The following is a 12,177-nucleotide window of genomic DNA, read 5'->3' on the forward strand; positions in this document are numbered from 1 at the left end:
GTCGCGCGCGAGGTGAGCTGGTCGATGCCGTCGCGCACCTCGGTCACTTCGGAGAACATCACGGTGGCGCCCGCGCGCACCAGCAGGTCGGTGCAGAAGCCCACCGCCGGGTTGGCGGTGACGCCCGAGAAGGCGTCGCTGCCGCCGCACTGCACGCCCACCACCAGTTCGCTGGCGGGCACGGTCTCGCGCCGGCGGGCGTTCAGGCGCTCCAGGTGTTCCTCGGCCTGGCGCATGACCGAGTCGATCATGGACATGAAGCCCACGTGCGCCTCGTCCTGCAGGCAGACCACGTCGAGCTTGTTCTCGGCCGAGGCGCCGATGTCGGCCACGTTGCGCTCGTCCACCAGCGGGATGGTGCCGGGGGGCAGCAGGCGTTCGGGCTGCAGCTTCTCGCAGCCCAGGCTCACCACCATCACCTCGCCACCGAAGTTGGGGTTCAGGCTGATGTTGCGCAGGGTGCGGATGGGAATGATGGCGTCGGGCGCGTCGATGGCCACGCCGCAGCCGTAGCTGTGCTCCAGGGCCACCACGTCGTCCACATGCGGGTACTTGGGCAGCAGCTCCTTCTTGATCCGTTGAACCGCGAAGTCGGTGACGCCGGCCACGCATTGCACGGTCTGGGTGATGGCCAGGATGTTGCGCGTGCCCACCGTGCCGTCGGGGTTGCGGTAGCCCTCGAAGCTGAAGCCTTCCAGGGGCGCGGCAGCCGGCGGCTTGACGGTGGCGATGGGCAGGCCTTGCAGTTCGCGCGCGGCGGGCATCTGCAGCAGGCGCTCGTGCACCCAGCTGCCCGCGGGAATGGGCTTGAGGGCGTAGCCGATCGGCACGTCGTAGCGGCGAACCTCGCCGCCCTCGGGAATGTCCACCAGCGCCACCTTGTGCGCCTGCGGCACCTTCTCGCGCAGCACGAGGCCCGAAGGGAAGACGGTGCCCGGCGGCAGGCCGCCGTCGTTGGCCACGATCGCGACGTTGTCGCGCTCGTGCATGGTGATGAACAGCGGGGGGCGGGCGGCTTGCGGGTCCATGATCAGTTCTTCAAAGGCTGCGGGAATTCGTTCAGGCGCGCTTGCCGACCTCGACGATCTCGCGGGTCCAAGCGCGCGCCTGCTCGCTCAGGCTCAGGCCCAGGCCGGGGCGGGTCGGCACGATCATCCGGCCGTCCTTGATTTCGAGCCGCTCGTTGAACAGGGGCTCCAGCCAGTCGAAGTGTTCCACCCAGGGCTCGGTCTGGTAGATGGCGCCCAGGTGCACGTGCAGCTCCATCGCGAAGTGCGGGCCCAGCATCAGGCCGGCCTGCTCGGCCTGGCCGGCGATCTTCAGGAAGGGCGTGATGCCGCCGACGCGTGGCGCATCGGGCATCAGGTAGTCGGCTGCGCGATGGCGGATGAGCTCGCCGTGTTCGGCCACGCTGGTGAGCATCTCACCGGTGGCAATCGGCGTGTCGAAGGTCGCGGCCAGCGCTGCATGGCCTTCGTTGTCGTAGGCGTCGAGCGGCTCCTCGATCCACACCAGGTTGAACTGCTCGAAGATGCGGCACATGCGCTGCGCGGTCGGGCGGTCCCACTGCTGGTTGGCATCGACCATCAGCGGCGCATGATCGCCCAGGCGCTTGCGAACGGCTTCCACGCGCTGGATGTCCAGCTTGCCATCGGGTTGCCCCACCTTGAGCTTGATACCGCCGATGCCGCGCTCGCGGGAGGCGGCCGCGTTGACGAGCAGTTGCTCGATGGGGGTGTGAAGGAAACCGCCCGAGGTGTTGTAGCACTGGACCGAGTCGCGCTGCGAGCCCAGCAGCTTGGACAGCGACAGCCCCGCGCGGCGCGCCTTGAGGTCGTACAGCGCGACGTCGAAGGCGCCGATGGCCTGCGTCGACATGCCGCTGCGCCCCACCGACGCGCCGGCCCAGCACAGCTTGGTCCACAGCTTCGAGATGTCGCTGGGGTCCTCGCCGATCAGCACCGGGGCGATCTCCTTCGCGTGCGCGAACTGCCCGGGTCCGCCGGCCCGCTTGGAGTAGCTCAGGCCCAGGCCCCTGTGGCCGTCCTTGCTCTCGATCTCGACGAAGAGCATCGCGATCTCGGTCATCGGCTTCTGCCGGCCGGTCAGCACCTTCGCATCGCTGATCGGCGTGGCCAGCGGCAGGTAGCACGAGGAGATCCGCATCCAGGCGATGCTGTCGTTGGAGGGGCTGGAGGCGATGGCGGTCATGGGCGTCGGGAGCGGTTGGTTGGGCGGGGCTAGGGGCGGGTGGCCGGGTCAGTCGATCGTGATCTTTCCGGTCTCGACCACCTGCTTCCACCTCGCGTATTCCTTCTTCTGGAACTCGGCGAACTGGGCGGGGGTGTTTGAGACCATCTCGAAGCCGATGGAGGTGAACTGGTCCTTCACGGCGGGATCGTTGAGCGCTTCGACGAATGCGGCGTTCGCCTTGTCGCGCAGCGCCGGCGGCAGGCCCTTGGGTGCGACCACGGCCTGCCAGGAGGCCACTTCCACGTTCTTGACGCCGGCCTCTGCCAATGTCGGCACGTCCGGCAGGATGGGCGAACGCTTGGGGCTGGTGATGGCCAGGGCGCGCATCTTGCCGCCCTTGATGTACTGGGCCACCGAGTTGATGTTCTGGAAGGAGGCGTCCACCTGGCCGCCCATCAGGTCGGTGTGCGCAGGCGCGCCACCCTTGTAGGGCACGTGGATACCCTTGGTGCCGGTCTGCTGCCAGAACAGCTCCGCCGTGAGATGGTCGCTGGACCCGTTGCCCGCCGAGGCGAAGCTCATCTTGCCCGGGTTGGCTTTCTGGAAGGCGATGACGTCCGCGACGCTCTTGTGCGGCGAGTTCGCCGGCACCACGAGCACGTTGGGCGAGGCCACGGCCACCGTGATGAGGTCGAAGTCCTTCAGCGGGTCGTACTGCAGGCCCTTGACCAGGTGCGGAACGATCACGAGCGGGCCCAGCGAGGTCACCAGGAAGGTGTAGCCGTCGGCCGGCGCACGCTTCACGAAGGTGGCGCCGATGGTCCCGGTGGCGCCGGCCTTGTTGTCCACGAGGAAGGACTGCTTGAACTTCTCCGTGAGCTTCGGCCCGACGGCGCGTGCCACCTGGTCGGTCGAGCCGCCCGGCGGGAAGGGCACGACGAGCGTGACGGACTTGTCCGGCCAGGTCTGGGCGTGGGCGCCCAGGACGGCGGCGCCGATTGCGATGGATGCCAGCAGTTTCTTCATGGGTGTCTCCAATGTTCGGCGCAGTTGGCGCCACCGATTGATAACGTTATCATTTTCAGCGGGCCGAACCCGCCTGTTGACTAGCCCGAGCACGTGGCCACGATCACAACCCTCACAGCCAAGCCTCAGCGCATGGCGTATGATAGCGTTGTCATTTTCATAGTCAACATCGGCGGGGCAGGGTCTTCCCGAGTGCGGAAGATTCAACTGTTCTACTAGAGGCAGACGCGCATCGGAATCTGCGCTCGCACACACAGACAATTTGCTATCGTTGTCATGGACCGCAGCCTTGGTTGCCGTTCCGCTCCCCGAGGCTTCAAAACAATGAACAACATGTCTCCCGCCACCAAAGCCGCCACGCTGCACGACGTCGCAAAAGCAGCGGGGGTGTCGCTCATCACGGCATCACGGGCCCTGAGCAATCCTGGCGTCGTCTCCGAGAAGACCATCGCCAAGGTCCGCGAAGCGGTCGACGCCACGGGCTACATCCCCAACCTGCTGGCCGGCGGTCTCAAGTCCAAGCGCAGCCTGATGGTGGCTGGCATCGTCCCCGCGCTGGCCGTGTCGCAGTTCCTGCCGACGGTGCAGACCTTGACCGGTGAGCTGGCGGCGGCCGGCTACCAGCTCATCCTCGGGCAGACCAACTACGACGCCGACGTGGAAGAGCAGGTGCTCAACACCATGATCGGGCGCCAGCCCGACGGCATCGTCGTCACCGGCCTGGTCCAGTCGCAGAAGGCGCGCGACAGGCTTCGCCAGTCCAGGATCCCGGTCGTGGAGACCTGGGACCTGAGCGAGCGGCCCATCGACATGCTGGTGGGCTTCTCACACATCAAGGTCGGGGGCGCGCTGGGCGGGTACTTCCTCGGCAAGGGCTGGAAGCACATCGGCATTGCCAGTGGCGACGACCATCGCGCCCGCATGCGTCGCGATGGCTTCGAGACCACGCTGGGACGCAAGGTACCGACGGCCCTGGTGCCTGCGCCAAGCTCGCTGGAACTGGGCCGCAAGGCACTGGGAGAGCTGCTGGAGATGGATCCGAAGCTGCAGGCCGTGTGCTGCAGTTCGGATCAACTGGCCCAGGGCGTCCTGGTCGAGGCATTGGCGCGCGGATTGCGCGTGCCCCAGGACCTGGCGATCTGCGGCTTCGGCAATGCGGATTTCAGCGCGCACACCGTGCCGTCGATCTCCACCGTCCACGTCGACGGACCCGAGATCGGGCGCCTTGCCGCGCGCCTGATCATCGACCGCTGCCGAGGCGAGGCGGTGTCGCAGCCCATCGTCGACGTGGGCTTCCGGCTGATCGAGCGGCAGACGACCTGAGCGTCGGCCGCACGGGTGCGGCGAGGTGGGGGCTCGACCCTACTCGAACTTGGCGCCCGACTCCTTGACGACCTTGGCCCATCGGGCCTTCTCCGTCTTGATGAATTCGCCGAACTGAGCCGACGTGCCCGGACGGTACTCGGCGCCCAGTTCCTGCAGGCGCTTTTGCATGTCGGGCGCGGCAAGGATCTTCTCGACGGCGCCGTGGATGGTGGCGACCACCGGCGCAGGCGTGCCTGCCGGAGCCACGATGCCCTGGAACGATCCGGTCTCGAATCCGGCGAGCCCGGCCGATTCGGCGACGGTCGGGATCTCCGGGGCACCGGGGAAGCGCTTCGCACTCGAGATGGCGAGCGCCTTGAGCTTGCCTGCCTTGACCATCGGGTAGGTCGCGACCATGCCGTTGAAGAGCAGGTCTGCCTGGCCGGCCATCACGTCATTGATGGCCTGCGATCCGCCCTTGTACGGGATGTAGGTCCAGACGATGCCGGTGCGCATGGCGAAGTCGATGCCTGCCAGGTGGTTCGCGCCGCCCGTGCCCGAGATGGCGAAGTTGATCGAGTTGGGCTTCGCCTTGGCCATTGCGATCAGCTCCTTCACGTCCTTGGCAGGCAGCGCCGGGTTCGCCGCCAGGATGTGGGGCGAGTAAGCGACGAGGCCCACCGGCGCGAAGTCCTTGACCGGATCGAAGGGCAGCGTGGGGAACACGCTGGGCGCGATCGCCAGCGAGCCGATGTCGTTGAGCAGTAGCGTCAGGCCGTCGGGTGCGGACTTCGCGACGAAGTCAGATCCGAGGTTGCCGGTTGCGCCCGCCTTGTTGTCCACGAGCACGGTGGCGCCGAGCGACTCGGCCAGCTTGGGCGCCAGGATGCGCGCCAGGATGTCGGAGGTGCCGCCGGCCGGATTGGGCACGATGATCTTGACGGTCTTCCCGGCGAAGTAGGCGGCGCCGGGCTCTGCGGCGCCTGCATTCATCGCTGCGCACAGGGTGGTGGCCGCGACGGCCAAGGCAAGTGTTAACTGGCTGCGGCGGGTCAGGACTCTCATGTCATCTCCAAATTGGTAACGTTATCACCGTCGAGGGCAAATTTGAAGGCTTCGAGCGGCTCAGCTCATGCTCGCGGCCCAGGCTGCCTCTGCTTCTCGTGAATGGTATCGTTGTCATTTGCGGCGGGCAAGGCTTGGAGAGGAGGGTTTTCCCGCGACCCAAAGCTCATTGCCGAAGGGCGGCGGGGCCGGCGCCAACCCTCGGAGCTGCGCCCCGACCCCGAGGGCTCGTGCCTCTACTCGGCTTCGATGCCCGCCTCCTTGACCACCTTGCCCCATTTCGCGAGGTCTGACTTGATCAGCGCCGCGTACTCCTGCGGCGTGCCGCCTTGCACCTCGATGCCGGCGGCCTCGAGCTTGGAGCGCACTTCCGGCAGCTTCAGGGCCGCGTTGATCTCGGCATTGAGCTTGGCAACGATCGGCTTGGGCGTGCCGGCAGGCGCGAGGAAGCCGCCGTTGGTGTTGGCGTCGTAGCCCTTCAGGCCCTGTTCGTCCGCGGTCGGCACGTCCGGCAGGGCGGCGCTGCGCTTGAGGGTCGACACCGCGACCGCGCGCACGTTGCCGCCCTTCACCTGCGGCAGGATCGCGCTGAGGGTGTCGATGTACAGCGCGGTGCGTCCGCCCAGCAGGTCCGGATGCGCGGCGGAAGAGCCCTTGTAGGGCACCAGCAGCATGTCGGTCTTGCTGGCCATGCGGAACATCTCGGCCGCCATTTCCTGCGCGCTGCCGCGGCCCGACGTCGCCACCTTGGCCTTGTCGGGGTTGGCTTTCATCCAGCCCACGAACTCCGGCAGCGTCTTGGCCGGAATCTGCGGATTGATGGCGAAAACCAGCGGCACCACGTGCGTGTAGACGATGGGCTCGAAGCTCTTCTCCGGGTCCCAGCCCAGGTTCTTGAACAGGTACTTGTTGATGTTGTGGCTGCCACCCACGATGCCGATGGTGTAGCCGTCGGCCGGCGACTTGGCGAGCACGTCGGTGCCCAGGTTGTTGGAGGCGCCGGGCCGGTTGTCCACCACCACCGGCTGCCCCATCGAGGTGGCCAGCTTGTCGCCGACGACGCGGGCGATGAGGTCGATGGCGCCACCCGGCGGGGCCGGCACGATGATCTTGATGGGGCGGCTCGGGTAGGCCTGCTGCGCCGGCGCCAGGGCCGGCAGCGTGGCCAGGCAGGCCGAGACGGCCAGGGTCCTGAACAGGGATGTGGTTTGCATGCTTGTCTCCTCTTGCTGATGGTGGTGGGTCGCCATGAGGCGCCGCGGGGCGCCCGGCGTGGATCGGCTTGCCGCGTTGCTCAGCCGCGGCCGACGAAGGGCATGGCGCTGGCCATGACCGTCATGTTGAGCACGTTGGCGCCCAGCGGCAGGGCGGCGATGTGGCGCACGGCATCGGCCACGTGCCGTGCGTCCATCATGGGCTCGGGCGCGGTGCTGCCGTTGGCCTGCAGGACGCCGCGCGTCATGCGCTCGGACAACTCCGTCAGCGCGTTGCCGATGTCGACCTGGCTGGCCACGATGTTGAAGGCGCGGCCGTCCAGCGCGATCGACTTGGTCAGCCCGCTCACCGCGTGCTTGCTGGCGGTGTAGGGCGCGGTGAAGGGCCGCGGCGTGTGGGCCGACACCGAGCCGTTGTTGATGATGCGCCCGCCCTGCGGCGACTGCCGCCGCATCAGCCCGAAAGCCGCGCGTGCGCAAAGGAACACGCCGGTGACGTTGGTGTTGATCACGCTGAGCCACTTGTCCAGCGGCAGCTCGTCCATCGGCACCGCCGGCGCGTTCACGCCGGCGTTGTTGAACAGCAGGTCCAGGCGGCCGAAGCGCTGCTCGATGGTGGCGAAGAGCGCTTCCACGCTTTCGGGGGACGTGACGTCGGTAGGCACGGCCATTGCCATCTGGCCGTGCGCCTCGGCCTGCGCGGCGAGCGCCTGCAGCGGCTCGGCTCGGCGTCCGGCGAGCACCACGCTCCAGCCGTCTTCCCGAAGGGCCAGGGCCACGGCGCGGCCGATGCCGCTGCCCGCGCCGGTGACCAGGGCGATGCCCTTGTGGGATGTGCTTGTGTTCACGATGAGACTCCTGTCATGGATGCGGAAGCGCTGCGCCACGCTGGCTCCGGCGGACTGCACACGGTCATGGAGAAGCGGCCGATGTCCGCCACCGCGCCGCTGACGACGTCGCCCGGCTGCAGCGGGCCAACGCCCGAAGGTGTGCCGGTGAAGACCAGGTCGCCCGGCTGAAGCGCGACCGAGCGCGACAGCATGGCCACCAGCTCGCGCACCGGCCACAGGAGTTCCGACAGGTCGCCGCGCTGGCGCTCGGTGCCGTTGACCGCCAGCCACACCTCGCCCTGCCGCGGGTGTCCGCACACCTGGGCGGGCACGAGCGGCGTGCAGGGCGCCGAATGGTCGAAGGCCTTGGCGGCCTCCCACGGATTGCCCGCGCGCTTGGCCTGCTGCTGCAGGTCGCGCCGCGTCAGGTCCAGTCCCGCGGCATAGCCCCAGATGTGCCCCGCCTCCACCTGCGCCGGGTCGATGTCGCTGCCGCCGCGGCCAATGGCCACGACCAGCTCGACCTCGTGGCAGAAGTCGCTCGTGCCGGGCGGGTAGGGCAGTTCACCCTGCGCTGGCACGACGGCATTGGCGGGTTTCATGAACCAGGGCGGCATGTCCACCGGGCTTGCCGTGTCTTGCCGGTCCCATCGGTAGTTGCGGCCGATGCAGAACACGCGGCCTACGGGGAAGACCGCCGTCGTGCCCGTGACCGGCAGGCTGGCGGGCGTGGGTGCCGGAATCACGGAGTCCGTCATGGCTTGCCTTGCTCCACCTGACTGCGTGGCCGGGGTTCAGTCGACCGTGATCTTGCGGCTGCGGATGACCTGCGCGTAGCGCTGACGGTCGTTGGCGATCAGCTTGGCGAATTCCTGCGGCGTCGTGGCGCGGGGCACACCGCCCAGGGCCACGATGCGCGCCTTCACCGCGTCGTCCGCCAGCACGGCGCGCACGTCCGCCGCGATCTTGTCCACGATGTCCTTGGGCGTGCCCGCTGGCGCCAGCAGGCCGATCCAGGAGATCGCGTCGAAGCCCGGAAGCACCGTCTCGGAGAGGGTGGGCACATCGGGCAGCGCGGGCACGCGCTTGTCGCCGGTCACCGCCAGCGCGCGCAGCTTGCCGGCCTTGACGTGGCCCGATGCCTCCAGCAGCGTCATGAAGGACAGCTGCACGTGGCCCGCGATGAGGTCGGCGATGGCAGGGCCGCCGCCCCGGTAGGGCGCGTGCACGACGAAGGTGCCGGTCTGGTCCTTGAACATCTCGGTCACCAGATGCGGGGCGCCGCCGGCACCCGAACTGCTGTAGGTGAGCTGTCCCGGCTTGGACCTGGCCAGGGCGATGAACTCGGCCGGTGTCTTCGCCGGCAACGAGGGGTTGACCATCATGGCCAGCGGCAGCTCGGCCACCAGCGACACCGGCGCGAACGCGGTGTCCGGGTCGTAGGGGAGCTTGGCGTACAGGGACGGGTTGATGGCCTGCGTGCCGATGTTGCCCAGCAGCAGGGTGTAGCCATCGGGCTTGGCCTTGGCGACGTGGTCCGCCCCGATCTGGCCGGCCGCGCCTCCTTTGTTGTCCACGACCACCGGCTGCCCCCAGCGCTTGCCGAGTTGTTCGGCGATCACGCGGGCACCCGTGTCGGTTCCGCCGCCGGGCGGGAAGGGCACGACCAGGGTCACCGGCCTTGCCGGGTAGGTTTGCGCGATGCTGGGCGCAGGGGCCGTCGCAAGCAGGGCGATGGCCGCGGCAATGGCGAAGCGTTGGATGGGCAAGGTGTGTCTCCGTTGATTGTTGTGGAACGAGGCGAGGGCGTCGCAGCGCGTGAGGCTCAGGTGGTCAGGCTCATCGCCGGCCGCTGGCCGGCCATCGCCTGGGCCAGGCTGTCGAGCACCATTCGCCCCATGGCGGCGCGGGTCTCCCATGTCGCGCTGGCGCGGTGGGCCTGCAGCGTGGCGCGGCCGGACTCGCGCAAGGCCTGCGGCACGCGGGGCTCGTCGACGAACACGTCCAGGCCCGCACCCGCGATGCGGCCGGCGGCCAGCGCTTCGGTCAGGTCGTCCTCGCGCACCAGGCGGCCGCGCGCCACGTTGACCAGGAAGCCCCGTGGCCCGAGCGCCTCGATGACGGCCGCATCGACGATGCCTTCGGCCTTGTCCGCCGCCGCGCAGAGCACCAGCGCATCGCATTCGCGTGCGAGCTCGATGAGCTCGGGCACGAAGCGATGGGGCACGTCGTCCATCGCCCGCAGGTCGGTGTAGCTGATCGGGCAGCCGAAGGCCGCCGCGCGCACCGCGACGGCACGGCCCACGCGGCCCATGCCGACGATGCCCACGCGCATGCCGCTGAAGCGGCGGGCCAGGGGAATGGCGCTCGGGTTGGGAAAGCGCTCCCACTGTCCCTCGCGCACGAAGCGGTCGCCGGCGCACAGGTTGCGGCAGGCCGCGATGAGCAGGCCGATGGCCAGGTCGGCGACGTCCTCGGTGAGCGCGCCGAGCGTCGCGGTCACGGGGAGGGCACGGCTTGCGCAGTAGGCCAGGTCGACCGCATCGGTTCCGACGCCGTTGACTGCCACGACCTTGAGTTGAGGCAACTGTTCCAGCATGGCCCGGGTGATTCCCGTGTGACCGCCTGTGATCGCCGCGTCGATGGACGCGCCATGTTCCCGAAGCCAGCCCTGTGGATCGGGCATCTCGAAGAGCTTGTGGACGTCATACAGCGAGGCCAGCTCGTCGTTGATCTCGGGCACCAGGATGGGGTTGAGTTGCAGGACGCGCGGTTTCATGGAGTCGGCAGGTAGGCGTTTGGGAATGGGTCGATGGTAGATATAGGTTGATTAAACAAGCAATCTTGACGTATAAAATCAATATATAAAACTTGCTTGACCGACCCGCCATGGCCTCCTGGATTTCGATGGACGAGGCGTGCCGCCTCCTCGGGGTGCAACCCCAGACCGTCTACGCCTACGTCAGCCGCGGCAAGCTGGAAGTCATGACCGACCCGGTCGACACGCGCCGCAGCCTGTACCGCGCCGAGGACGTTGCCGCACTGGCCAGGCGCAAGCAGGCCGGCCGCAAGCACGAGACCTTGGCGACCAACACGCTGTTTGGCGCGGAGCCCAGCATTCCGACCGCCCTGTCGTCGTTCTATCGCGGGCGTGTGTACTACCGCGGCCAGGACGCGGTGCGCCTGGCGGGCTCTGCCAGCCTCGAAGAGGCGGCGCGGCTGCTGTGGGCAGCCGAGCAGCCGGTGGACTTCTCTTCGCCCAAGTCGACCCGCTCGCCCAAGCCCGGGCGCGCTGCCGCTTTCACGGCGCTGGCCGGCCTCGCGGCCAGCGGGCACTCCACGCACGGGCGCCTCACCCGCGTGCTGCACACGGAGGGGCAGGCGCTGGTGGGGCAATTGGCGACTTCCTTCGGCGCGAAGCCCGGGAGCGAAGCTCTGCACCTGCGCTTCGCGCAAGGCTGGAGCTTGCCGCGGGAGGTGGCCGAACTGCTGCGAACGGCGATGGTGCTACTGGCCGATCACGAACTGACCAGTTCTGCGTTCGCTGCGCGCATAGCGGCCTCCACCGGTGCGTCGCTGCCCGCATGCGTGCTGGCCGGATTGACGACCCTGTCGGGTCCCCTGCACGGGGATGCTTCCGGGCGCGTGCAGGCCCTCTTCGATGAGGTGGAGCGCTTGGGGGAGGACCAGGTGGTTTCCTACTACCTGTCCACCGCGATGCCCTTGGCCGGCTTCGGCCACCACCTCTATCCGGACGGCGATCCGCGCGCCGCCGCGTTGCTGGCATTGTTCGAGCCGCCGAAGGTCATCTCACGCTTCATCCGGAAAGTGGCCGAGCTCACCGGCTTGCAGCCGAACATCGACGTGGCCCTTGCGGCGCTTGTGGCGAGCTACCAGTTGCCGACCGATGCGGCCTTCGGCCTCTTTGCGACGGCGCGCAGCGTTGGCCTGCTGGCGCACAGCCTGGAACAACTGGGCGTGAAACAAGTGATCCGGCCACGTGGCCGCTATGTGGGGCAGGCGCCTGACGTCGCGCAGACCGCGCGCCCTTAGGGTCGGGGCAAGGCTCTGGCAAGTGGCTTGATTCAGCAACAGCCGCATTGAAGCGTGTGCGGTCTCAATTGTTGCGGTCGGCGTTCGACTGCTTGGCGTTCCTAAAGGGCAAGCTGCGCGTGATCCTTCGGCTGAGCATGTTGGGACAGCACTGCTGCTTCATGGGGCATGCCAAACAGTCGTGCTGATTCAAGACCAAGGCAATTCGGTCGGATTGAACTACAGCTCGACGGAAGCCTGGATCTACGTCCGAAAGTCCTTTTGAGTTCCTCCGTCCACTGCACCCCGGCGCCATCCGGCGGATCGGCGGCATGCTTGCCGCTGCAGCGCCTTCGTTTTCAGTTGCATCTTTCAACGGCGGCAGGCAGAGTGCTCGCAAGCGCAATGAACGCCAGTGTGTTGAGTTCCATGCAATCCTGACCCGGCATTTCCATCCAATATTGACCCACCCTCTTTGCGAGCCTGGTGGCTCACGGTGTGGATAAGTTCTT

General features: G+C 67.8%; 11 protein-coding genes. 2 read left to right on the forward strand and 9 right to left on the reverse strand.

Annotation, left to right across the window (positions count from 1 at the left end; genetic code table 11):
• The 3 genes from BM345_RS29090 to BM345_RS29100 form a co-directional block, all read right to left on the reverse strand.
• Window positions 1-1,028, reverse strand: a 1,028-nt coding sequence (locus tag BM345_RS29090) for a UxaA family hydrolase (protein WP_175545212.1), incomplete at its 3' end; no start/stop codon positions are given.
• Between the two features lie 31 nt (window positions 1,029-1,059).
• Window positions 1,060-2,211, reverse strand: a complete 1,152-nt coding sequence (locus BM345_RS29095) for an L-talarate/galactarate dehydratase (protein WP_093387219.1) — start codon at window positions 2,209-2,211, stop codon at window positions 1,060-1,062.
• Between the two features lie 48 nt (window positions 2,212-2,259).
• Complete coding sequence (locus BM345_RS29100) at window positions 2,260-3,219, reverse strand: Bug family tripartite tricarboxylate transporter substrate binding protein (RefSeq protein ID WP_093387222.1); 960 nt, start codon at window positions 3,217-3,219, stop codon at window positions 2,260-2,262.
• Window positions 3,220-3,543: 324 nt separating this feature from the next.
• Here BM345_RS29100 and BM345_RS29105 point away from each other — a divergent pair, with 324 nt between their 5' ends.
• Window positions 3,544-4,542: a LacI family DNA-binding transcriptional regulator gene (locus tag BM345_RS29105; RefSeq protein ID WP_093387224.1), complete on the forward strand. Its 999-nt coding sequence runs from the start codon at window positions 3,544-3,546 to the stop codon at window positions 4,540-4,542.
• A gap of 39 nt (window positions 4,543-4,581) precedes the next feature.
• Here the strand turns inward: BM345_RS29105 and BM345_RS29110 are convergent, their stop codons facing one another.
• From BM345_RS29110 to BM345_RS29135, 6 genes are all read right to left on the reverse strand, one after another.
• Complete coding sequence (locus BM345_RS29110; RefSeq protein WP_093387228.1) at window positions 4,582-5,589, reverse strand: Bug family tripartite tricarboxylate transporter substrate binding protein; 1,008 nt, start codon at window positions 5,587-5,589, stop codon at window positions 4,582-4,584.
• A 236-nt stretch (window positions 5,590-5,825) separates the two neighbouring features.
• Complete coding sequence (locus BM345_RS29115) at window positions 5,826-6,803, reverse strand: Bug family tripartite tricarboxylate transporter substrate binding protein (RefSeq protein ID WP_093387230.1); 978 nt, start codon at window positions 6,801-6,803, stop codon at window positions 5,826-5,828.
• Between the two features lie 80 nt (window positions 6,804-6,883).
• Window positions 6,884-7,651, reverse strand: coding sequence for an SDR family oxidoreductase (locus BM345_RS29120; RefSeq protein ID WP_093387233.1), 768 nt, complete (start codon window positions 7,649-7,651; stop codon window positions 6,884-6,886).
• Window positions 7,648-8,391: a fumarylacetoacetate hydrolase family protein gene (locus tag BM345_RS29125; RefSeq protein WP_093387235.1), complete on the reverse strand. Its 744-nt coding sequence runs from the start codon at window positions 8,389-8,391 to the stop codon at window positions 7,648-7,650. The genes BM345_RS29120 and BM345_RS29125 overlap by 4 nt, the downstream gene beginning before the upstream one ends.
• 36 nt (window positions 8,392-8,427) lie before the next feature.
• A complete protein-coding gene (locus BM345_RS29130) occupies window positions 8,428-9,402 on the reverse strand; it encodes a Bug family tripartite tricarboxylate transporter substrate binding protein (protein ID WP_254790053.1) in 975 nt (324 codons plus the stop codon).
• 56 nt (window positions 9,403-9,458) lie between these two features.
• Window positions 9,459-10,412, reverse strand: coding sequence for a 2-hydroxyacid dehydrogenase (locus BM345_RS29135; RefSeq protein WP_093387241.1), 954 nt, complete (start codon window positions 10,410-10,412; stop codon window positions 9,459-9,461).
• 110 nt (window positions 10,413-10,522) lie between these two features.
• Between BM345_RS29135 and BM345_RS29140 the strand changes: the two genes are divergently transcribed.
• Window positions 10,523-11,686 carry a citrate/2-methylcitrate synthase gene (locus tag BM345_RS29140; RefSeq protein ID WP_093387243.1) on the forward strand — a complete coding sequence of 388 codons (1,164 nt, stop codon included), beginning with the start codon at window positions 10,523-10,525 and terminating at the stop codon, window positions 11,684-11,686.
• The last annotated feature ends 491 nt before the right edge of the window (window positions 11,687-12,177 follow it).

This window comes from Variovorax sp. OV329, assembly GCF_900114785.1.
GTDB lineage: Bacteria > Pseudomonadota > Gammaproteobacteria > Burkholderiales > Burkholderiaceae_C > Variovorax.

Bases quoted from the DNA above. Each gene is read 5' to 3' on its own strand.
- BM345_RS29100 (WP_093387222.1), bottom strand. From the start codon at position 3,219: ATGAAGAAACTGCTGGCATCCATCGCAATCGGCGCCGCCGTCCTGGGC.
- BM345_RS29105 (WP_093387224.1), top strand. From the start codon at position 3,544: ATGAACAACATGTCTCCCGCCACCAAAGCCGCCACGCTGCACGACGTC.
- BM345_RS29115 (WP_093387230.1), bottom strand. From the start codon at position 6,803: ATGCAAACCACATCCCTGTTCAGGACCCTGGCCGTCTCGGCCTGCCTG.
- BM345_RS29095 (WP_093387219.1), bottom strand. From the start codon at position 2,211: ATGACCGCCATCGCCTCCAGCCCCTCCAACGACAGCATCGCCTGGATG.
- BM345_RS29135 (WP_093387241.1), bottom strand. From the start codon at position 10,412: ATGAAACCGCGCGTCCTGCAACTCAACCCCATCCTGGTGCCCGAGATC.
- BM345_RS29125 (WP_093387235.1), bottom strand. From the start codon at position 8,391: ATGACGGACTCCGTGATTCCGGCACCCACGCCCGCCAGCCTGCCGGTC.
- BM345_RS29140 (WP_093387243.1), top strand. From the start codon at position 10,523: ATGGCCTCCTGGATTTCGATGGACGAGGCGTGCCGCCTCCTCGGGGTG.
- BM345_RS29110 (WP_093387228.1), bottom strand. From the start codon at position 5,589: ATGAGAGTCCTGACCCGCCGCAGCCAGTTAACACTTGCCTTGGCCGTC.